Raw genomic sequence first — 22,592 nt, forward strand, 5'->3', positions numbered from 1 at the left:
CTCTTTAATTAAATGATAATCTTGAAATTTACGTCTTCTCTCAGGCCCATCTCCAATAGTTGTTTTTTTATTTCATAGTGCCAATTTGAAGCTACGAAAAGGAAGGTATCTGAAGATATCTTTTGAGGAGGAATTACCGGTAATCCCTCAATTGTCGTTCCCCATATTGAAGGGTTATTATCTACAAAACTATCTATTCTTATTCCATAGTCTTGCAGTTTATGCATAACAACACTACCATAAGATCCTGCTCCAAAAATAGTATACTTAATCTCAGAATGATGATTTATAGCTAAGTTCAAAAAAGCTTTACTATCTGTAAGAAATATTTTCCCTCTCATGTACTTCTTTATATCCATCTCATTTCTCTCTTTTACCCGAGTTTGAATTTCCATAAACTGGTTTTGTATGTTGTTTGAATTATCTTTCCACTGTTCGGACTCAATTAAAAAATTTTCCCTCCCCCAAAACGGAATCCACTGGTCTCTAAATGAGGACCATTCTCGATATTTTTTCTCTAATCGCGCATATGATCTCTTTTGTTTCTCATTTTTCTTTTTTAGGTGTTCCTCGTTCAAAGCATAATCATGGTATATAATGCTTAATGGTGAATATACCTGCTTTGAAAAATCCCTTGAAAACCAGTAAAGTCTAATTGCGAGCTCCTTTCCACCACCACCAAAATTAATTTCATCGTCCCAGCCTCCCACAGAAAAAAACACTTCAGATGAGTATGAGGTATTTCCTTCCAACTCAGAAAAACAAGGATAAAACTCTTCACCCCTATAGTAATGTTTCTGGCGTTCATTTAGGGGATTTTCTGTTTTGAATAAACATACTCCGGTCACTGCATGTGTTACGTATCTCCGATGCGCCAAGATATGCGAAATAATCAAATCATCATCTGGAATTCCATCATCTTCTAGAAACAAGACTATTGGTGCTTTTGAAAAGACTGCTCCAATATTTCTAGCTATATATGCACCAGTATTTTCATTAAGTTTAATATAGCTATTGATATAGGGCTTTAATATTTCAAATTCACCGTCCGCCCCACCATTATCGACAAAGATAATTTCAAAATTACTATACTGCCGCTGTTTTTCCAATGAAATAAAGTTTAAAATTGTATCCTCGTGGAGCCTCCATGATATTACTACAATTGATATGTCCGGTTTCTCACACGGTCTGGTGAATTCAATAGAATGAAACACTTGACTATATAAATCTTTTTTATAACTCCATTTCTTTTTATTTAGAGCATCTTCTAGAATATTGTGCATTTCAAAAACCCCTTTAAAGCCTTTAGGCTGATCTATCAATTATTAACTTGTGCCCCCAATTTATTAATTATTGCTTTTGAATCAATGACTTCTTTAAATCCATTTCTTGTATCATAGATTAATGTAGAATAATCATATATTAGTTGATAGTTGTAACACGAATGATTTGTCAATAAAACAACACAATCATATTGGCCCAACGTTTCATATTCCAATGTAACTGAGCTAACAATATTGTTGTCCTTATCAAAAAAACAACTTGTATAAGGATCGTTAAAGAACACCTCCGCTCCATGATTTCGTAGCAACTCATATAATTCTAAATTAGGTGATTCTCTAAGATCATCAACATCTGGCTTGTATGACATCCCTAGCAATAATACTTTACTTCCTTTAAGAGGTTTTCCACTTTTGTTCAGTGTATGCATGATTCTATTCAAAACATATGAAGGCATACTTTTATTAATCTCTTGAGCAAGTTCTATAAATCTGCTATAAAAGTTGATACCTTTAGCTTTCCAAGACAAATACACTGGATCCAGAGGGATACAATGTCCTCCGACTCCAGGACCCGGATAAAACGGCATAAATCCAAAAGGTTTGGACTTCGCAGCTTCTATCACTTCCCAAAGATCGATGTTTAATTTGTCACATAGTATCGCCATTTCATTAATAAATGAAATATTTATGCTACGAAATGTATTTTCTATTAGCTTCGTCATCTCTGCGACACGAGGACTGGAAACAGGAATGACTTCCTCTACAACACTCATGTAAAACGCTTTTGCTAACTCACAGCATTCTCTAGTTATTCCTCCAACAATTCTAGGGGTGTTGGAAGTTTTATAATGTTTATTCCCTGGATCCACTCTTTCTGGGGAGAAGCAAAGAAAAATATTTTCACCAACTAAATATCCGGCTGAGCTAAACCTACTCAATAGAATCTCCTCTGTGGTGCCTGGGTAGGTTGTACTTTCTAAAATTATTAATTTACCAGGGGTAAGGTTATTTACAATATCCTCTAATGCAGATTCAATATAGGAAATATCAGGTTGTTGATTAAGGGTAAGAGGGGTCGGTACACAAATAACAATGATATCCGAGTCTCTAATAGACCCAGGGTCCGAAACAGGGGTTAGATATCCACTTTCAACTATTTCATTTATTGTGGAAGAATCGACATCTATTATGTAACTATTACCTTTTATAAGTTTTGATATTTTTTCACTTTGTTTATCGTACCCATAAACTTTAATATTCTGCTTAGCAAGCTCTACGGCCAGCGGGAGCCCAACATACCCCATGCCAATTATCGTGACCTTAATTTCTTTGTTCAATATATTGTCCATTAATTTTTGAAAATAAGAAACTTCCATTTTAATCACTCACTTTAGTGTCAGGTTTAATGGAGCTATATAGTTCTATGAAAGACTTTCCTATGATTGGTTCCCATACACTTTTAAAATTTATCTTTCTTCCGTTTTTAGGTAGATCTCCATTAAAGTCTTCGGGTACCCCAACTACATCATAAGATTCAAAAATTGTTGCTGGCTTCTCATCATATTTATATAGAAATTCAAAATCAATGAGGATATTATTACCGTCACTTGTCCAAAGTAAATTATTCGGATTAAAATCTATAAGGGCATATCCTTTATTATAGAAAAAACATATAATCTGTATGATTATTTCTGGTTTTTGTTTTATAAAATGATTTACTTCGTCTGTGTGCCTAATTACATTACTATACCAAGGAATCGTCAAATAATTAGACCCAGATTCTATTAGTGGCGGAATAATATTATATTCTTTCGAAAAATTCTGATAGGCCGTTATCTCTCTACTTAAATAGGATTCATACCCTTGCTTAAATGTCTTTCTAACTACAAAGCTATCGTTGACTTCAAATAACTCAACTTTCGCTCTATTCCCATGACCACCAATTATTAACCCTCTAAAGTCACTATGATCTTCTTGCTTACTGAAATATTTAAGGATGTTGCTGTTACTAATAAAAGATTCCGTACTTGGCTCCCAACCCATGGCTTTCAGATAGGTATATAGGGAATAAAGGTTTACCTTGATAGTCAGTTTTAATTCTTTTGCAAGTCGCTTTAAGACCTTTCTGTAATCTAAATCTGTAGCATATATCCCAAAAATTAAGTTACTCCGATCAATTGGAAGATTAGACAACTCAGTCAAATGATATACTACATGATAAGATAAGCTTAAGAATATTTTATAAGTGTCGTTAACCGAATATTTATCTCCGATAAGCAATCTATTTTCTAGAAGGTCCTCCGCTATTACAGTTGGAAAAAAAGAAGACCCCTTGTATGAGGAACCTTTTTTTCCGGTTACTGAATACACAAAGCACATTCGAGCTCCATTCGTTTCATAACTATCCAAAAGCTCATTAAATGTGTATAGATCATCATCATGAACTAGTAGGTGAACAGAGTCCCCCGACATTTCCTCAAAAATCTCTTTACTTTTCAAAATAATATATCTAATATTTCTCTCGAGTAAAATATCAAAAAAATTAGGAACAAATTTTTCAGGTATGAACCTTCTGCTATCAAATATTTTCAATTCACCTTCAGAAGTGATGTATACTTCATTGTATAAATGATTATATGGCAGAAAATTTATATTTTCTTTTAGTCCCTTTTCTTCTAAAAACTTTTTTGGTCCTAGATAGTCTCCTGCAGTAACAATTATAATGAAATCTTCAATATTAATCGTGCTTATAATATCGGGTGAAATAATCGGTATTCCATTCAAGGAAGCACCCCATAACTCTTGATTCCGATCAACTATAAAATCAATAGAGAGAAATTTGTAGGTAGATATTAGCTCCTTCGTACTCGTACCTGCACCATAAAGTATTATCTTTTTCATAATTGCCCTCTATAATTATTTAATAGCCTTAATTAGAGGCCTGTTGTTATTTACCGACAAAGCATCATCATCACAATATCCTATATATTGTACTGTCTTAAATCCCACCTTTTTCAGATTATCTATTGCTTCATTCACATCCATGTTACTATTACCTTCAAACAACAACATTCCTTTGGTTACTCTCCCTAATAAATCAAATAACTTATTTTTATTTTTAACATGCTTCTCAATAGCTAAGCATAAAACAACATCATATTCGGTTACATTCCAATTATCGATTTTTATTTCATCGATATCTTCTTGAATAAACTCAACGTTATATAATCCTTCAAAAGCACTGATTTTTTTAGCTAAGTTAACTTTGTCAATATCATATTCAATTCCCTTGCAATAGCCCGGATCGAATTTCTGTAATTCAAAGATCATTCCGCCCGCATTACAGCCTAAATCTAGTATCGATTTTGTATTAATATCTTGCTTAGTAATTTGAAACTTATTAAGTCTTTTGCCATTATCTCTTTGAGTAATTCTAGGATCAATAGATATGTTATTGAGACTAAAAGAACTATAAATGCGCCCAAGTCTAGTAAAATGGCGTTTATCACCAGACTGGAAAGATAGTGTAACCTTTAACAACTCATCTTCGATAATTTTCTTTAATCCTGTGATAGCCTCTGTACTATCGATCCCGAGCACGGTACAGATTGATAACTCCGAGGACGAACAATAATTAACAAAGTCTATGCACTGCAAAAAGGTTATATCATGGGTCTCATTTTTTTGAAATCTACTGAAATCCACTAGCTTCACTTCATTATCAACAACATAAACATTGTTCGCATAGATATTATTATGAGAATATCCTAAACTGAAGATTTCAAGAATTATATTGAGAATTTCTATCGCTAATTTATTTCTCTCTGTCTTATTTAAGCCACTAGAATAAACATCTAGTCTAGAGCTTTTAGGAAATAATTGCCCCGTTAGGTAGTCTCCATACCAAGGTTTATTTTTTATTAGTTCATAAACTAAGGTCTCCATTATTTTCCCCCTCGTATTTTCACATCGATCTCTAATGATTTTAATTTATCCGAGACTTTCAGTGCCCCACTATTATTCAAATGAGATGAATCCCAAAAATCGGAATCAGTGAATGTATAATCTCCAGTAAAATCATAAAATTTGATGCTTCCCGTCTTTGTGAATTCCTCAATAATGTTTAGAAAGTTAAGTTTCATTTCTTCTGAAAGATGTTCATAGTAGTACTTACTTGTTGGAAATACTATACATATCGGGGTAACTCCTCGTTTATTACACAGTTTAATGATTTCTTTAAAGTAGAAGATATTCTCTTTTTGAGTGATAGGATAAGCTTTCTTAGAATGTCTTTGTGCAGTTTTTTTACCTTCTACTTTGTCTTCGTAGCTCATTACTAAACTTTTATTTTTTTTAAATTTGTTATCCTCATTAATTTGATACTTTGCAAATGCTTCTTGACTATAGCATGTTAGAATGAATTTTCTAAAATCATGGTAATAGCCTTCTTGATCATAAGAACGATAAGTATTAGTTATACTATAATATCGTGGTGTTAAATAAGCATTTATAGACTTACTCATATCATATTGAAAACTGAAATAGCCCATTCCTATAATTATTTTTTTTAAATTTTCCAAGCTATAGTTCTCAAACACATGTTTGATTATGGAGTAATCCCCAAAAAGGTCCTGGCTAGAATGCGCAAAATTAAAAGTTTCTAACTCTAAATAATTCGGATCAATAGCATCTCTAGCATAAGAAAGGCCTGTAGCTATTACTTGAATTTCACTTTGTTTCATAGAGAATTGATCAGTTTTTTTGCAAAAGAGATGCTCCTGAAAAAAACTGTGATAAAATTCATTTTTGAAAATTATTGTTTTATAAGTACTGATTTCATTTTCGTGTAGCTCTTTCAAGATTTCCTCATAATAACTACTTGCCACTATTAATTTGTCATAATTAATATTTTTAATTTCTTTTGGAAGTAAAACCCTTTTGTTCTTATAGAATGAAATTAAATCTCCCTTACCGCTATCAACAAATCCGATAGTATTTACTTTATGATGATCTAGCATTGACCAAAGTAGTTCTGCTGTCCCACCTATTCCATAGATTAAAATGTTCAAAATATACCCCACTTTATCGATTTCAGTTTTACCTTACTTTAAATTCTGATATACATTCAACAATCCAATCTCTTAAAATTTCCTTAGGTGTTATGTTAGGATTGTCGCGAAGTGTCGTGTAGGTTGAGACATTTAATAATTTCTCTTCTCCGAAATTACTCTTCTTAAAATGAGAAGGTAATACATACATACCATCAAGTTCATAAGCCTTGGATAGTTCATATTCTGTTAATAATTCCTCATACATCTTCTCCCCTGGACGCAAACCAATCTGTTCAATAGCAATATCTCCATTGAGATTGAACTGTTCTTTCACTTGGGAAATAACAATATCAACAAGGTCTTTTAACTTAATGAGTGGCATCTTCAATACAAATACCTCTCCGCCCTTTGCAAGCTCGTTTGCCCTCAAGATGAGTTCAATCGCTTGACTTGGGGTCATCATATATCGGAGCATCTCAGGGTCTGTCAGCGTAACTTTGCGTTGTTCCAGAATTTGCTTCACAAAAAGTGGAATCACCGATCCCCTGGAGCCCATCACATTCCCAAATCGAACCGAAGAGAAAATCGTAGATTTCGCCCCCTTATGGAACTCGGCAGCGGAGATTAGACGTTCTGCTGTCAATTTGGTAGCTCCATAAGCATTGGTTGGCGAGATGGCTTTATCCGTACTTGTGAATAACACTTTCTTCACTTTATTATCTAATGCGGCCTGAATCACATTTTGGGTGCCGATCACATTGGTTTGAACAGCTTCGAACGGGTTATATTCACAAGCAGGGACATGCTTCATTGCTGCACAGTGAAATACATAGTCGATTCCTTCCATCGCTCGGCTTAACCGTTGTTGGTCCCGTACATCTCCAATTAAGAAGCGCAGTTGCCCCGCATATTCCTGCAATTCCTGTCCCATCTCAAACTGCTTGTATTCGTCACGGCTAAAAATACGAATAACCGCCGGATTTTCTGCCAGTAATCGTCTTGTGAGATGGGATCCAATCGTTCCAGTGCCGCCAGTGATAAGTATTTTCTTTCCTTCATACATCTTACTCATTCGTTCCTCCCAGTGATGACGTTCAAGTCTTCTGCCAGCGTCTCCAGTCGTTCGAGAGAGTTGCTTAGCAAGCTCTTCAGTTCAGGTCCAAAAGCTATAAGTTGATCCACCAGGCTCCCCAAATGAGCAACAATCAATTCTGCCTTCACCAAGGGGTTATGGGCCTCGACAATCGCTGGAACATGCTTTAAATAGCCGTTTATGAAATGAGACGTGCCAAATGAATAAAATAAGAAACTCTCATTGGCGGTAATGACTTGCCAACGCTCATTTACTCTGACTAGCCCCCGACCGACGGTATTAAGATTTCGATAGTTGTGCTCTCTTTCCAGCTTTCGAATCTCTTTGCGAAGTTCCTGAAGCAGTTTTTCCGATTCCTCAGCTTGCTGTAATATTCGTCCGAGCTTAGTCATCATTGACTGTAGAAGTACCCCTTGTTCCGATTCCGATCTGGTTTGCATCAGCTGATGAATATCCAATTCTAAGTCCGGCAATCCCATCATTTCTTGGGATACAACATCCATTGGAATCCATTCTGCTCCTTCGATAGCCGCTCCGCCACGCGAAGAATTAATGACCTTGATGCCCTTCAATTCCAGTACTTTAATGTTCGTCTCAATATTCTTTCTTGTCAGGGTCATCACTGGGGTACTGCGGTTCTTCCCGCCAAGTACGTTATCAACCCAGTCAGTCGCTCCCTTGAGCACGTTACTTTTTGTTGTTTCTGACAGATGCCCCACTCCGGAACTATAAAACTTATCCCCAGGATAAGATAAATCCTGACCAAGCATGATAATCTGCTTCGCCCCCATATAATCAGCCAGCTGCAATGCCGTACCGGTTACCGAGGCTGTCGCTCTAAATCTTGGCACCTCTTGATCTCTGTAAAGATACTCACTTACCTGATCTTCTTCAAAAGTGGCAAAAGCCAGATTATTGTAATAGTTATCAAGTACTTCATAATAGGTTTGTGTAATAAACACAAGCGGAGATCTCTTACTATCGACCCTGCGAAAAGCTAACGAGTTCGCACGTCCCCCATCCATCGTCACGACCAGACCCGGATCAATTTCAAAATGTTGCAGCGCTTGAATGCTGGATCCCGCTGCTATAATAAAGCACTTATTTTTGATATCCCTCAAATACTGGACATCGATTTCAAGCGAAGGTCCCGAACCAACAATAACAACATTTCCGCCTTTCAAGACATCCTTAAGCGATAAAACAGATAGGTACTTTATAGTAAACGGAATATTTCGCAATATATTTTCAAGCCAGGTTTTCTGGAATTTCTCAAATGTTCTGAAATTCGATAAATCATTTATTACAGATTCCTGGACTTTTTCTCTTAACCATTTCAACTTAGCTGGATACAGCCGCTGGTACACGGGTGGGGCAACAATAGAAAGTTCCCCCGTCATCGTTTTGGTGATTGTCTCTGCGAGTTCTGCCAGGTTCAGATCATGGTCACCTACGGCCATCAATTTGATTTTGTCATCAGAGAGAAACGTATGGAGATTTCGATGACGAAGCAATGCATTAAATGCTTGGACATCCGGTTCAAGGACCGCAACCCGATTGACCTCAGGACTTTTAAGCAATGCCTCAAGAAAATATCCCATGCCAATCCCAAACAGTAGAACTTGATCCGTAAGGTTACCGTTGTTCGACAAGTTCGCCACCCACTTTTCTGCTTCAGCCCCCGGATCATACTTACTGTGTAAGTAATATAATGTCTCATTCGTTTGCAAATTTATGTTGGGCATTCCATTAGCAGATGGGATTACTTCATATGAGGCATCTAATGTGTCGTTTAAAACGACATTTAATAGATTGGGGTACATTTCCTTAATATAAATCAGATTCTGTTCAAACATATTCATGATAATTCACTCATTTTATTGCGGTTATGGAATTGTTGCAGCGCAGGTACCACTTCATATTGCAGTAAATCGCTTACGCCGGTGAAGTCATTGTTTTCAATGGCTTGCATAATTTCTTGCAGAAGCTTCTCTAATGAGCTTAAGGTAGAAGTAAGGAAATTCGGACTCACATGATGATCAACCATCGCATACAGCTCACGATCAAACTGCATGGACTTCACAATCCAATGAAACCCTTCCAGTAACTGTGCAAAAAGAGGTTGATTTTCGAGTGTCAGACCGCCATACAATTGATCAGCTACATCTGACGCCCCCGGTATAAATCTTTCCAAATATTCGTCTAGAGCTTGTTCGGTATTTTGAATACTCTCCAACGCCGAAAGCGTACGGATGTTTACCTCTCTGACTTCTTGAATATTTTGGACAATATATAATTCATAGGCCTCATAAATTGCCTTACCATTCACTTCAACAAAGTGAATTAATCTACGATCCTGATAGATCTGACTAGTAGAGCCTTTCCACCATTGCTCAATTCCTTCAAGGGTATCCTCAATCCACTCTACCTGTTGCCCATCTACAGCCACCTTCATTTTGCCACGTCCCCATCTGTAATCTAATATACCTAGTATATCGGATAAAAGCCGGAGGGAATGTATAGAGAATAAACGGCAAAAGGCTCCCAAATAATGGGAGCCTTTTGTGATTCTCTGATAATTAGCCCAACAGACGTAAAACTGCTTGCGGTGCAGAATTGGCTTGGGCCAGCATCGCAGTACCAGCTTGTACAAGAATTTGGTTCTTCGTGAACGCCGTCATTTCGGTCGCCATATCAGCGTCACGAATCCGGGATTCGGAAGCAGACAGGTTCTCAACCATTACGCCCAGGTTGTTAACTGTATGTTCCAAACGGTTTTGCACGGCACCAAACGTTGCACGTTGTGTGGACACTGTGCTAATTGCACTCTTAATTGCAGCAATCGTCGTATTCGCAGCAGATGCTGAATCTACGCTCAAACCGGAAAGACCCAAATCGCTAGGTTTCATGCCAGCCAAGCTTACGGAAATCGAAGTATTGGCATCAGAACCAATTTGGAAAGTTACGCTACCAGAAGTCTTCAACAGGTCGGTACCGTTGAAGTTAACTGTTGCAGCAATATTGCTGATTTCTCCGATCAATTCATCAACTTCCAATTGGATCTTCGCGCGGTCAGTAGAGTCATAAGTACCATTTGCTGCTTGGTTTGCCAGCGTGTTGATCCGTTGCAGCATAGAGTGTACTTCCGTCAAAGCACCTTCTGCAGTTTGAATCAAGGAGATGCCGTCTTGGGCGTTACGTTGCGCTTGGTTCAAGCCGTTAATTTGGAAGCGCATTTTTTCGGAAATCGCCAACCCTGCAGCGTCATCCGCAGCACGGTTAATCCGATAACCGGAAGACAATTTTTCCATTGTCTTGCCCATTTGCGTGTTGTTGAAGTTCAGGTTGCGGTTAGCGTTCAACGCGCCAACGTTGGTGTTAATAAACATTCCCATCTTAAATCATCCTCCATGATTGGTTTGTATTGGCTACATCCTTGTGGCCTAATCATTATATCGGCAGGTAAGAAATACAACTTTATACCTAAAAAAAATTATTTTTTCTCATCGAAATAGAGGGCATGATTCCCCCTGCGGTCCATGCCGTAGTACGCATTCATCAGCTTCTTCTGATCCTTGACCGTCTTCAAGCCAGTTCCCGCTTCACCAACGCTGTGCTGCAGCTTGTGATCAACCTCTTTTAAGCCAGCAGCGATTCTCCTAATCAAATCTTGAAGGTAGCCGTCCGAATCCTTTAACTCCTCGGGCTCCGGTTGTTTCAAGCGATCAATTTGAGCACGAATTTCATCCCACCGGGCGGACAATTGCAAAAAAGAGTCAGCGATATGCTCCCATGAATCGCCCGATGACAGCAAATCGCACTGCGCATTGGTGCAAGCAAGCAGTTCCTCGTACAATTCCCGTCTTCCCGCCTGATCTGAAACTCCGTTCCTACCCAAGGCTGACCTCCTTACCGATTTGCTCCCATGCCGACTTCAACTCGTTTAAATGTCCAATGATTTCTTCGATGTAATCCGGATTTTTTTTGATATTCGCTTGAATCAGGCGATCGATAATATATAAATAGAGATTTTTTAAGTTACGAGCCAGTTCTCCTCCTTCTTTCTCGTTCAGAGAGCTGATTAACTCGTATAGAATGGCTTGGGTTTTCTGAATATATTGGTTAGTCTCTTTAACGTCGCCACTTTGAATCGCCCTCTGAGCACGCATTGCATATTGCACGGCCCCATTGTAGAGCATGAGAATCAGACGGTGCGGGGAGGCTGTCTCATATTTGTTTTTCTGATAACTCTGATAGGCGGAAATATTTTGAGAAGCCATAAAGCATTCATCTCCTATAGGAAGCTTAATATGAAGAAGACATGAGCGAATTTAGTTGCCCCGCTAACCAGCTTTGCTGGTTTTGTAAATTGGACAGAGCTACCTCAAGCTGCGAGAATTGCTTATTCAGAGCTTCCTCTTTAAGCTTGAGTCTCTCATTCATGCTTTCCATCTGATCGGTAATAAAATCGATATCGCTCTGCAATCCCTGGATTCGCATCGCAATAAGGCCATTCGTACTCGTCCAACCATACAGACGATCCTTGGCCAGAGTCCCCAATCCATTCTCACGTTGAAACAACTCGGCGACAGCTTCAGGGTTTTCAGCCAGCTTTTTCTTGAATTTATCCTTATCAAAGCTAAGTTCGCCAGTCATTAAGGAGGCGGAAGTGACCCCTTTATCGATTTCCAAGCCAATATCGCTTAATAGCTTTAAATTGTCGCTGCTCCCTACTACACTGTTCACGATATCATACAATTCACTTTGAAGATCTCGAAGGGTCGAATCTCCTTGCAAATTCGTTTTGAAATTGGTATAGGAGCCATCCGAGCCTTTCGTATTTTCAATTTTCTTCGTATTTTCGCGAATCAATTTCACTACATCGTTGTACGCTTTAACAAAATCGTCAACCTTCGATGCCAACTTATCCGTGTCTTGCTTCACTTCGACATTTACGGTGCTGTTCTCTGCCAGTAATTGCAAGGTTACACCGGGAATGGCGTTGGCTACTGTATTACTCGTACTCGTTACACTTAGGTTATTGACTTCCAAAATGGCCGGTTGGGCAGCAACTTTCTCCCACATTTTAAAGCTTCCAGTACCGCTGATATCGACCGTTTTACCGGTTTCTTTAGCGGTAATCACCAGGCTCTTGACTCCTTCTGATCTTTGAACAACCGAAGCTTGAACATCCCCGAATTGCTTATTAATTTGACTAGCAATGAGGGACAGCGCTTCGCTGTATGTCTTGCCTGTGAAGTCGTCATCATTTAACGTAATCGATTGACCGCCAATCTTGATCGACTTAGCCTCCGCTAAAGCAGCCGAAGTGAATTCAATATCTTCTCCATTGGCATCTGTAACCTGCATCCCGGCGGTTGCGTTCACCTGTTGCTTCGCCAGTTGGATGACCTTTACGGAATAACTCCCGTTAATGGCATTTTCACCACCGGTCGCCGTCAACTTGGTCGAATCGGAGCTCGTCGCGCTGCTGACATTAAATGCACCAATGTCGGAGAGTGCTGTGGCTGCGTCCCGCAAAGTTTTGAGTTTTAAATTAATGTTGTTAAAAATGGATTTATTGTTGGTTATCGCTGTTTTCTTAGATTCCAAATTGGTATAGGGAACTTTCTCCAGATTCATCAACTGGGTAATCAACGAAGCTGTATCCATTCCTGACGCCAAACCCGTTAAACTTACTCCCATGATAATCTCTCCTTTCCACTACTTATATTTTCTCGTCCATAAACATGCCGATCATTTCCTTCATTTTAATCGACAAGTCAATGAGAAACTCCGGCGGTAAGCTTGTAACAACCTCTTTCGTTCGAGCATCCAACACCTCAACATACAGCTGTTCGGCCTCTTCGTTATACTTAAATTTAAGTTCTTTGCCGGAAGAAGCAATGGACTGGTTAAGCTTTTTGACTTGTTCCATCATTTTTTCCTGTTGTTCTTCTGATATCGATTTTGCTCGTTGATCTTGAATATTGACACTATTTTGGGCCAAAGAAGGGGAAGTTTTGGGTATCCCCGTATCGCTAAATCTCTTGGAGTCTTGTACATTATACTCAGTTCGGTTGATATTCATAGAGCTCACCTGCTTTCAAAATGTTGAATCTACATTCTAAATTTTTTCAGCAGGTTCAGGATTTGCTCTTGCTGAAGATGACTGGTTTGCTCCTTCGCTGCCAAATTTTCAGCGACGATCCCCTGGTAGAGTTCCTTCCTTAGGATCGATACCTCTTTAGGGGCTAAAAAGCCCAATTTGATTTGATCCCCTTCGATGCCTAGAATTTGGATTTGGATTTCATCCCCGATCATAACCGTTTCTCCAACTTTTCTTCTGAGAACCAGCATTACTTCCCCTCCTTAACTTGAAGAGGATGACGAATCGGGAAATCTTGATCTTTAATCACATACTGGCATCCCTTTCTGGAGTGAGGAGCCAACAGAACAGGGGCCATCAAGTTGACATACAGATTCTCCTCTTGAATGTTGACAATCAACATCACACCAACATCTTCAGGCGACGAAATTTCCATTAAGCTGATGATATCCTCCGGGATGCGGAAACTATAGTTCTCAACAACTTCTTGGGAAGGAAGCAGAATAAAGCTTACTTGATCGTGCAAAGCATGCAATACATAGAAAGGGGTATCCTTCATTGGAATTAAAGCGTACTGCTTAATTTCCGTCATCCCCAATATGCCTGGTTCGAATGAATATATCTGCTCTTCTTCGACTTCAAGCAATCCGTATGCTTGGCTTTGGATTTGCATCATTTAGGAAGAGCTCCTCTCGGATTAACTTGGATTTCGGGGGGATAAATTCGAAAGTCGATCACTACACCGTGCTTGGGTAGAGCGTCAACCGTGAGTTCCTTCTGACCGTTTCGCATATACCGTTCAAAGGCGATTTGTCCAAATACATTTTCCTCTCCCGACTGAATCCGCGCAATTCGGTCGCCTTCCTTCGCTCTTAATGAAATATTCTCCATGACAACACGTTGACTTTTTTGATTTAATTCCTTTAATAATGAACTGGGTCGTTTCAGCCCCAAATCATCGTATACGCCCGTCCAGTCTGTTTCCATTAAAGGCGGGGTTAGGCGAATCGTAAGTTCGGCCGGTCTGTACTTTCCCCAATCCATTGGTAAATCAGAACCGATCGCACGCATGTTTGCTCCCCCTAAACGTTTAATATTATCTCAAGAAATCAACCAACGAGATTTGCATAATTCTCGCACCCGTAGATAAAGCTGCCTGAAGCACATTTTCCTTCATTTTCAGGTCCGTAATTGCTTCCGCAAAATCAACATCGGCTACGTTAGATCGTTGTTCCTTAAGACTTACTTGATCATCCTGAATTCGATTGATCATCAGATCAAAGCGGTTCATTCGTGCCCCTGCTTCGGCCCAACTCACATTCAGACGATCAACGGCAACATCAATTAGATTCACGCTCTCCTGAATGCCATCGACACTGTTGTCTTCGAGAGCTTCCGCCAAATCATCGAGTACCTTGAAGACATTTTCATCACTGTTAGCCTCCCCAAAAACAACTTCACCGGTTATACTTACAGGTACTTTGACGGCAGGACTAACGTTTAGATAAAACAGACCGGGATCCGTGATTTGTTCAGCAGCACCATCCACAGTATAAGGAGCCAGATCGGTTTTCTGCCCGTTAAATAAATATCTCCCATTAAAAGTGCTGTTACCTATTGTAACCATTTGTTCTTTTAATTGCTTGATTTCCGAAGCGATGGTCTGACGTTGTTTGTCGTCAACCGTTCCGTTTGCTCCTTGAAGCGCCAAAGTTCTCGCACGTTTTAACACATCAGACGCCTGTTGAAATAAGGAATCCATAGTTTTGAGAATTTCCGTCCCCGTCTCCGCATTCATCAAAAACTCTTCACTCCGTGCGAGATCTGTATCATACCGCATCTGATAACCCGTTCCTATTGGGTCGTCACTCGGTTTGCTGATTTTTTGACCGGTGGCGAGCTGCTGTTGGCCGGTCGTTAATGATGAATTAATATTTCGTAAATTCTTTAATAACTGTATATTTTGCATCATTCCTGTTACTCGCATTGTTAAACCTCCTGGATTTCAAGCTAAAGCTTTAACGTCTCTACAGCCCTACTCTTCCCATTTGATTAATTACCCGGTCCAGCATTTCATCAACCGTCGTCATATTGCGAGCAGCTGCATTATAAGCTTGTTGGAAACGAATCATATCTGCTAACTCCTCGTCCATGGAAACCCCGCTAACGGATTGACGCTGAATTTGCAGATTATCGGTCATGGTTAATTCATTCTCATAATTTCGCTCCGTATTGCTCGCACGGATCCCCAAATCGGCCGTCAAAGCCCGGAAATAGTCATCGGTCGTGCCTTCTGTTAGAGATGTAAGAGCAGCCGGGAAAGTGAAAATCCCATCTCGTAGACCAGCTATGGCATTGGCGATGTCGCTGTTCCCACGAATGACTGTGTTCACCCCATCTACAACTTCATATTGGGAGGAGGCGGCTATTTTGTTGGTGTCTGCCAAAATGTCAGGATTAACCTGAATATCGTCTATCGAAAAAGTCCCGCTGTTGGATACAAAGAAAGGAATACCAGAAGAAGTGGGTTTCGTTAAGGAGTAACCCAATTGATGGAGCCCATTAAATCCTTTGACCATCACATCCATTGAGGAAGTAATCTTGGAACCAGCCGGGATTACCGTACCTGCGGTAACTGTACCCATCCCATCAACCGTAACGTCGTTTAACGCTACGATATCAGATGACGTCACATAGCCATTGCTTAAAGTAACCTTGATATCCCCGGTCGCAAGCGTACTAACCAGACCGTTTAATTGGTTGCGAATCAAATCCGTCTCTTGCAAGGATTTCACGTAACCGTTTAATTGCCCCGCAGTAGCCGTGTTGGCACTGGCTGCAGTTAATGCCGTGACAGCTTCACCTGCCAGTACGTTAACTCCTGCCGAGGTGATATTCACCATGCCACTCTCGTCCTCGGTATATTGAACATCTACAATTGTCGACAGCTGGTCTAGCAATAGGTCCCGCTGGTCCCGGTAGTCATTCGCGTTATCACCAAAACCTTCGTTATCTCGAATTAAAACATTGAGTCTAGCAATGTTATTAACGATATTGTTGGCTTCCAGCACCTTTTTATCTATATTGGTCGTAACGTCGTTCGAGAGATTGTTTAATGATTCGCTGATATGTTTGAGCGTATCTACCAAGTTGCTCGCTGCGCCGGCAACAGCCACACGTGCGCTCAGCAAAGAGGGATCCCGGTTCAACGTCTCCCATGAGTTCCAAAAATCATCCATTACCGCGCTAAGTCCATTAGCCGAAGGCTCGTTGATGATATTTTGGATTGCCGTCATATTGGAATTCAGAACTTCCCAGGAGCCGAGCAGCTGATTTTCGCGCCGGAACTGGGTATCCAAAAAACTATCCCTAACCCGTGTAATACTCGTATATTCAACCCCGGTCCCCAGTTGTCCCGGTTGCTGACTCTTCGTCATACCCATCGCCCATATCGGGTTAGCCTCTGTTGAGTTTACCCGTTGACGTGAGTATCCTTCGGTGTTCGCGTTGGCAATATTGTGCCCCAAAGTCTGCATGGATACCGTATTGACAAAAAGAGCTCTTTTACTCGTTTCTATCCCATGAAAAGTGGAAGTCATTGTTATTTCCCCTTTACTTGTCCCTGTAATTATGCTTTTGTATCAAACATACTTCTAGCCGATGCTCTTTTATCTTGTACCGTAGGTGGGGAATAGGTGGTGCCCTCATCTTCGCCACCAATCATCAAATTCAAAGAGAAATCTATAAACGAAAGTGACTGTTGGATCAATTGTTGATTAAGCGAATTGGCTCGTTTCGATTCAATCAAACGATCACTAAGCTTTTGTCTGGCTTCATCCAACATTCTTTTCTCCTCAGGATCAAACACGAGCCGTAGAATTTCTGACACTGTTAATTCCAACTGTGACTTGATACCTTTGGAATGCAAAAAAGTCTGTGCAGCGGATAACAGCTGCATCTCTTGCTCCTCAATCGCTCTAACCAGTTTAGATTCGCGGGATAAAATGCGAACCATTTCTTCATAATTCCGTCCCAGAATTGCTTGTTTCTTCAAGCCCATCACTTGGAGCAATTCGGTGTGTAACTGATCCATCTGATTCATACTTTCGATGAGCGGTTGAATTGACATACCAACCTCCTATTTCTCGTTCAGAAAAGACTTAAAGTACGGAGCAAGCTTGTCGGCGATTTTGCCCGTTTCCACGTGATAGGTGCCTGAAGAGACCTGCGTCTTCAGCTCCTCAATCCGCTCAGCCCGTTCGGGGCTGATTCCGCCCTCCTGCGCCTTCAGCAGTTCCTTCGCTTCCGCCGAGATCGAAACTTCATCTTTGCGGCGAGCTTTGCTGTCTGTATCTTTACGTTGAGATTCAACCTGGCGTTGATAATTATTGATGGCTCCAACCCGTCCGGTTTCATTAATTTTCATGGGCTCCACCTTCCTTCCAAATAGAAAAAGCCGATAATCTTTACTAAGTTTATCGGCGGCACTGAAATTATTTTTAATAGCGAAGCATTGGTTGTTTAAGAATATTATGCCAAAGAATCAGGGTTTTAGTCATTTGGGACTACGGAATTTGTCGACAGCGCTATAGGCTCCACTGCCGGGTCGATCGTCCTGTCCCGGTCTCTTCGTAGATTCATCCCTGGCAGCTGCCGCAAGATCGCGGGTCAACCGGTTACGGCATGAATCGCACATATTCCCGTCCCGAATCAGCACGCCGCACACCTCACAGGGATACATCATGTTCGGGTTATTGGCAACTGAAATGCGCCCCTCTTTGATGAACTTGGTGATTTGTCGGATAGAGACCCCCGTGCCTTCGGAAACGTCTTGAATCGTGGCCAGCTTCTCCTCACGCAAAAACTTTAAGCACTTTTCGTACTCTTCCTCGATTTCTTTTATGCAAGAAGGACAAATGTCTCTGAAATTGTTGGCAAACAATTTTCCGCAGCGTGGACAATTCGCAAGATTCAACCCCATGCTCTTACGTCCTTTCGTCAAATCTTCATTTGATGCTAGATTACCTTATTTGAGGGGGGTTCGTCTATACGTTTGTCAACAGAAATGCAGAAATTTGTAAGAATTTAGGTTAAGACCGCGCCCAGGTTAGACAAAAAATTTCCGCGCGTCTCCCCATTTGCTCGCAGAGCTCATGCAATACGCGGGAGCAAGCCTCAAGCGTGCTTCCCGTTGTGTAAACGTCATCGACCAGTAAGATCCGTACCGGCTCGGGGGTTGGATCGAGCAGGATTTTGGAAAAAGGTTCCGGTCTTCCTGCCCGTAAGGAGATTTTGCTTCGTTTCCGCTTTACCTCGTCCACGGCTGCCAATAGCTTCTCCGCCGCCAGGGCAGAGGGGCGAAACACATCGTGTAGATCGTGCAGGCGCTCCCAGCGAGTTTTAAAGCTTTGTTTCTCGGTGTGCCGGGAACGTTCCAGCAGATTTATCAGCGGGATCCGTCCCGCAGTCGCAGCACCATAAGCCAGTCGGGCCGCTTGATTGAACCCCCGCTCCTGCATGCGGTCGATGCTGACTGGAACGGAAGTTACGGCATGGAAACGATAGGGCGTCCCGCCTACTTTTCCGTTGCCGATAAAGTCTGCTTCTTCTAACTCCTTAGCCATTTGCCGGTAAGCCACTCCCGTCATTCGGGCTAGAATCGTACCATAAGCTTCATTGCCGCGGTATTTATATTGGGCAAGCCATTCACGCATCGCCGGGCTATAAGCCACAGCGCTTCGATTCATCACGAAGCTGCGGGGCGCTTGTCCCTTTCGGGTGCAATCCGGGCACCCTACCTGACGGCCGCAGACGCGGCAGCGGGGGCTTTTAATCCAAGGGATCGAGAGATAGCAGGATAAGCATATTTCCGGGTAGCCCCGCACGCGCTCGGATATCGTCTTGCCGCAGGTTAAGCATGGGATGGCGGGAGGCGCCAGTAATTGCTGCAGCGGGGTTAACAAGCCGTTCCAAGAAAAGCTATTCCCTCCACTAAAACAGGAAGTGCTGGAGGACAAGGCGTTTGATGAGATATCATCCGCAGAAGGGAGCCCGATTGCCGTTAGTTCCACTTTTCCTGCTGAAATGGTCCGCACGGAGTGAAGGGGCCGTTTCGGAATAGGCCTACTCCATGCCGCAGCCTCCCCGTCCAATTGCCCCGAAAAAAATCTGTCACCGACAAGCCCATAGGGAGCTATAAAGGGACTTCGACAAGGTTTGGCCCGGTGCCAATCTCGGCTTCGCGTCCGTGAACCGTCATTTGCAACTTGCTGGGATGACTTCATCATTTTATTGAACCTCCTTTACCTTTAAAAAACCGTTTTTATAAGCAGCGGCGTTCATCATCCGGATTTGGCGGATCGCGTCTCTCTGGGATCGGGTCCACGTTGGGGCGGCAAACACGACTTTTCCGTTGGGATCGTCCTTGGAACGGCCGGACCTCCCGGCCATTTGCACCAAAGAGGCCTCATCAAACAAGTCGCTGTCCGCGTCTACTATGTATACATCGCTTTTGGGCACGGTTACGCCGCGCTCCAGAATCGTCGTCGTAATCAGCATTCGGATCCGTCCTTCCCGGAAAGCCAATACTTTCTCATTTCGGCCCGGATCGGTGGAGGAAGTCCCTTCTATTCGGATCCCTGGAAAATAGGAACTCAGGAGCTCCGTGAAGGCAGCAATCTGACGAATCCGTGTTACAAAAATAAAGATTTGCGCCCCTCGCTGCACCGACTGCCGGAGAGGACGAAGCAGTGCAGGCGGCAGGGAATGGCGGCGCAGGCAGAGTTCCACGCTGGCAGCTTTGATCCGATCCGGAACCGGTAGCGGACTGCCGTGATATCGCGCAGGAACTTTGGCGTGCGGCAGACGTCCGGCTCGGATCTCTTTTTGTAAACGTAAGGGAGGTGTCGCGGAGAGAAAAATAAACCGACCCTCCGGTTTACAGGCGGCCTCCGCCGCAAACCCCAGCATCGGGTCATTATGGTAGGGAAATGCATCCAGCTCGTCGATAACGACTAGATCAAACGCATGATGGAATCGCAACAGCTGGTGGGTGGTGGCCAAGATCAAACGAGCCTCCTCCCAGCGCTGCGGGCTCCCGCCATATAAGACGGCCATGGGCTCTTCGGGGAAAGCCCGGGCCACCCGCGGCGCTAACTCCAGCACAACGTCGCGCCGCGGCGTTGCGACCAGCACGCGGCCGCCTTGATCCAATGCGTAGCGCAGCAGCGGGAAGATCATCTCGGTTTTGCCGGCTCCGGTGACGGCCCAGAGTAAGAAACGAGGCGGGCGAACCGAGTTCTCCTTCTGGCGCGAGAAGGAACGCCGCAGGGGTAGCGGAAGCGCGCGGGTTCCGCGGGCTGCGCCAGGTAAGGGAGCTTCCTGAGCTTGCGCCAGGAAGCGCAGCGCCTGCCCCGCCGCGCTGCGCTGGGCGGGGCTCAGCCCCCACCGGTCCAGCAGGGACCCGGTGGGGGCCAGGCCCGCTGCCGTGCCGTCTCCCGCCCGCGGCGGCACGGCCCCCGCGCTGCTGCCGCGCAGCAACAGCGCGCAGGAGCGGCTGCGCCCCAGCGCGAGGCACGCCTCGCAGTAGGCGCAGCCGCGGGAGCCGCACGACCCGCAGGGCGTGCGGCGATGCACTTCGCTGCCGCAGCGCCGGCAGCGTGGGGCCCGGGCCCGGCGCCAGCGCGGGCCCGGATCTCGGCGGGCGGGGGCCACGCCCGCCGTGAGCTGCACGCGCCCCTGCAGGTGCGCGTGCTGGACGGCGGAACGCCAGGCCGGGGCGAGGCCCGGCAGGCGTTCCGCCAGCAGCTGCTGGAGCTCCGCTTCCAGCAGCGAGCGGCCCTCCAGCGCAGCCGCAAGGCGCTGCGCGGCTTCCGCCAGGGGCGTGGCTTCGCCCCACGCCCCCGCTGCACGCCACGCGGATCCCTCGCTCCGTTTTTCCGCCTCACCCCGCGCTTCCTCGGTCGCGGCTCCCCGCTCCACGAGTTTATCCCAAGCTCCCGTGGCGCCCAGACCCATGGCTACTCCCCGCGCTGCCGCGACCTGCCCCGTCACCAGATCGGCTGTCTTTGTCCCCAACCCCATCTCCATCTCCTTGTGCATCCCTCCCGAAACGCTCAACTCCATCTTTGTCCCCTCCTTTTCCATAAGCGACCGTCCCCATTCTGTCACTCGTCCCTCCAACAACAACCAACCCCGAAGCTTGCCCAGTAAAGCAGTCTCCTCCTGCGGCTCTCCCAGCTTAGTTAGCCTCGCCTCTGCCTGTAACTCCTCCTGCAATTCCCGCTTCAACCATTGATTCCATTCCCGCCCAGACCAACGATCCATCTCCCCCCGTGACTTGAACCAATCCCGAACCTCAACAGCCCAGCCGAACGGTAACCCGTCCGACAATAAATAGATGGCATACACCCCATTATCCAACCACCACATCAAATCAACCTTCAAATCCAAACTCACGCGCAGCTGCCAGCCTGACTTCGTTCGAACGGCATACAAGCTCCCCCTCATAATTTTCCACCACCCTCCTAAATTCTAGCAATGTTATCCATATTTCAACAATTTTCAGATAATTCCTCTTTTTCTGATATTTGTTTTTTTGAAATATGATTTCGCTCCATTTCTTCGACTTCTTTCACCAAATTCCTCACAGCAAATGTCGCATATTGTCCAGAGAGACCCGCGATGGAGCTGCCCCATCATTCCATAATAGAAGCGGCTTAGCGTAACGGAACGTAGAGACCTTATTAGCCTATTTCCCGGCTATTTCCCAATCTAACGGAACCTACAGCCCTTATTCGGTCAAAATGAAGGCAAAACTCCCTAGTACGGTGCAAATAAGGTCTCCTCGTTCCGTTACGCTCCGAATACTCGGATTCTATGGCAAATAACGCCTCTGAGTTCCGTTAGCGTTGCCAACATCTCGAGCTTGGGGATGGAGAAATCCCCATGGACGCTTTTGGCCTCTATTCATCCACTTCAAACCCATCATCCTCCGCTCTCTCACCTTCTTCTCATCCCAGCTTCCCTCACTCTCTCATTACTCTTTCCATCACTTT

General features: G+C 43.4%; 23 protein-coding genes. All 23 read right to left on the bottom strand.

All coding sequences use genetic code 11. The annotated features are described in order from the left end of the window. Positions 1-8 precede the first annotated feature (8 nt). The 23 genes from MJ257_RS10315 to MJ257_RS10425 all read right to left on the bottom strand — a co-directional run bounded on the left by MJ257_RS10315 (position 9) and on the right by MJ257_RS10425 (position 22,044). Positions 9-1,322 (bottom strand): glycosyltransferase, encoded by a 1,314-nt coding sequence (locus MJ257_RS10315; RefSeq protein WP_240269174.1) that lies wholly within the window; start codon positions 1,320-1,322, stop codon positions 9-11. Beyond that, a complete protein-coding gene (locus MJ257_RS10320) occupies positions 1,319-2,659 on the bottom strand; it encodes a nucleotide sugar dehydrogenase (protein WP_240269175.1) in 1,341 nt (446 codons plus the stop codon). Before MJ257_RS10320 ends, MJ257_RS10315 begins: the two co-directional genes overlap by 4 nt. Position 2,660: 1 nt before the next feature. Next, a complete protein-coding gene (locus tag MJ257_RS10325) occupies positions 2,661-4,184 on the bottom strand; it encodes a hypothetical protein (RefSeq protein ID WP_240269176.1) in 1,524 nt (507 codons plus the stop codon). Between the two features lie 15 nt (positions 4,185-4,199). Continuing rightward, a complete protein-coding gene (locus MJ257_RS10330) occupies positions 4,200-5,228 on the bottom strand; it encodes a methyltransferase domain-containing protein (protein ID WP_240269177.1) in 1,029 nt (342 codons plus the stop codon). Continuing rightward, the gene (locus MJ257_RS10335; RefSeq protein WP_240269178.1) at positions 5,228-6,352 is read right to left on the bottom strand and encodes a hypothetical protein; all 1,125 of its coding nucleotides are present in this window, start codon (positions 6,350-6,352) and stop codon (positions 5,228-5,230) included. Before MJ257_RS10335 ends, MJ257_RS10330 begins: the two co-directional genes overlap by 1 nt. A gap of 28 nt (positions 6,353-6,380) precedes the next feature. Continuing rightward, positions 6,381-7,406, bottom strand: a complete 1,026-nt coding sequence (locus MJ257_RS10340; RefSeq protein ID WP_240269179.1) for a UDP-N-acetylglucosamine 4,6-dehydratase family protein — start codon at positions 7,404-7,406, stop codon at positions 6,381-6,383. Continuing rightward, positions 7,403-9,289, bottom strand: coding sequence for a motility associated factor glycosyltransferase family protein (locus MJ257_RS10345; RefSeq protein ID WP_240269180.1), 1,887 nt, complete (start codon positions 9,287-9,289; stop codon positions 7,403-7,405). Before MJ257_RS10345 ends, MJ257_RS10340 begins: the two co-directional genes overlap by 4 nt. Further along, positions 9,286-9,882 carry a DUF8042 domain-containing protein gene (locus MJ257_RS10350; RefSeq protein ID WP_240269181.1) on the bottom strand — a complete coding sequence of 199 codons (597 nt, stop codon included), beginning with the start codon at positions 9,880-9,882 and terminating at the stop codon, positions 9,286-9,288. Before MJ257_RS10350 ends, MJ257_RS10345 begins: the two co-directional genes overlap by 4 nt. 124 nt (positions 9,883-10,006) lie before the next feature. Next, on the bottom strand, positions 10,007-10,822 hold the full coding sequence (locus tag MJ257_RS10355; RefSeq protein ID WP_275693770.1) for a flagellin N-terminal helical domain-containing protein: 816 nt from the start codon (positions 10,820-10,822) through the stop codon (positions 10,007-10,009). 98 nt (positions 10,823-10,920) lie between these two features. Then, positions 10,921-11,283, bottom strand: a complete 363-nt coding sequence (locus MJ257_RS10360; protein WP_240269182.1) for a hypothetical protein — start codon at positions 11,281-11,283, stop codon at positions 10,921-10,923. Between the two features lie 34 nt (positions 11,284-11,317). Continuing rightward, complete coding sequence (gene fliS / locus MJ257_RS10365) at positions 11,318-11,707, bottom strand: flagellar export chaperone FliS (RefSeq protein WP_009225344.1); 390 nt, start codon at positions 11,705-11,707, stop codon at positions 11,318-11,320. A 25-nt stretch (positions 11,708-11,732) separates the two neighbouring features. Beyond that, on the bottom strand, positions 11,733-13,133 hold the full coding sequence (gene fliD, locus MJ257_RS10370) for a flagellar filament capping protein FliD (protein WP_240269183.1): 1,401 nt from the start codon (positions 13,131-13,133) through the stop codon (positions 11,733-11,735). A gap of 22 nt (positions 13,134-13,155) precedes the next feature. After that, positions 13,156-13,518 (bottom strand): flagellar protein FlaG, encoded by a 363-nt coding sequence (locus tag MJ257_RS10375; RefSeq protein WP_240269184.1) that lies wholly within the window; start codon positions 13,516-13,518, stop codon positions 13,156-13,158. 29 nt (positions 13,519-13,547) lie between these two features. Then, positions 13,548-13,787 carry a carbon storage regulator CsrA gene (csrA, locus tag MJ257_RS10380; RefSeq protein WP_240269185.1) on the bottom strand — a complete coding sequence of 80 codons (240 nt, stop codon included), beginning with the start codon at positions 13,785-13,787 and terminating at the stop codon, positions 13,548-13,550. After that, on the bottom strand, positions 13,787-14,212 hold the full coding sequence (fliW, locus tag MJ257_RS10385; RefSeq protein WP_240269186.1) for a flagellar assembly protein FliW: 426 nt from the start codon (positions 14,210-14,212) through the stop codon (positions 13,787-13,789). Before fliW ends, csrA begins: the two co-directional genes overlap by 1 nt. Beyond that, entirely contained in the window at positions 14,209-14,607 is a 399-nt protein-coding gene (locus MJ257_RS10390; protein WP_240269187.1) for a DUF6470 family protein, read from the bottom strand. The genes fliW and MJ257_RS10390 overlap by 4 nt, the downstream gene beginning before the upstream one ends. Before the next feature lie 25 nt (positions 14,608-14,632). After that, complete coding sequence (gene flgL, locus MJ257_RS10395) at positions 14,633-15,523, bottom strand: flagellar hook-associated protein FlgL (protein WP_240269188.1); 891 nt, start codon at positions 15,521-15,523, stop codon at positions 14,633-14,635. A gap of 40 nt (positions 15,524-15,563) precedes the next feature. Beyond that, positions 15,564-17,135: a flagellar hook-associated protein FlgK gene (flgK, locus tag MJ257_RS10400; RefSeq protein WP_240269189.1), complete on the bottom strand. Its 1,572-nt coding sequence runs from the start codon at positions 17,133-17,135 to the stop codon at positions 15,564-15,566. Between the two features lie 29 nt (positions 17,136-17,164). Then, positions 17,165-17,665, bottom strand: coding sequence for a flagellar protein FlgN (locus MJ257_RS10405; protein WP_240269190.1), 501 nt, complete (start codon positions 17,663-17,665; stop codon positions 17,165-17,167). A 9-nt stretch (positions 17,666-17,674) separates the two neighbouring features. Further along, complete coding sequence (flgM, locus tag MJ257_RS10410) at positions 17,675-17,962, bottom strand: flagellar biosynthesis anti-sigma factor FlgM (protein WP_059041698.1); 288 nt, start codon at positions 17,960-17,962, stop codon at positions 17,675-17,677. A gap of 129 nt (positions 17,963-18,091) precedes the next feature. Next, complete coding sequence (locus tag MJ257_RS10415; protein WP_059041839.1) at positions 18,092-18,511, bottom strand: TIGR03826 family flagellar region protein; 420 nt, start codon at positions 18,509-18,511, stop codon at positions 18,092-18,094. Positions 18,512-18,626: 115 nt separating this feature from the next. Next, complete coding sequence (locus MJ257_RS10420) at positions 18,627-19,283, bottom strand: ComF family protein (RefSeq protein ID WP_240269191.1); 657 nt, start codon at positions 19,281-19,283, stop codon at positions 18,627-18,629. A 541-nt stretch (positions 19,284-19,824) separates the two neighbouring features. Next, entirely contained in the window at positions 19,825-22,044 is a 2,220-nt protein-coding gene (locus tag MJ257_RS10425; RefSeq protein WP_240269192.1) for an ATP-dependent helicase ComFA, read from the bottom strand. Positions 22,045-22,592 lie beyond the last annotated feature (548 nt).

The sequence above is a fragment of the Paenibacillus timonensis genome (assembly GCF_022427145.1).
In the GTDB taxonomy this organism is placed as follows: domain Bacteria; phylum Bacillota; class Bacilli; order Paenibacillales; family Paenibacillaceae; genus Fontibacillus; species Fontibacillus timonensis.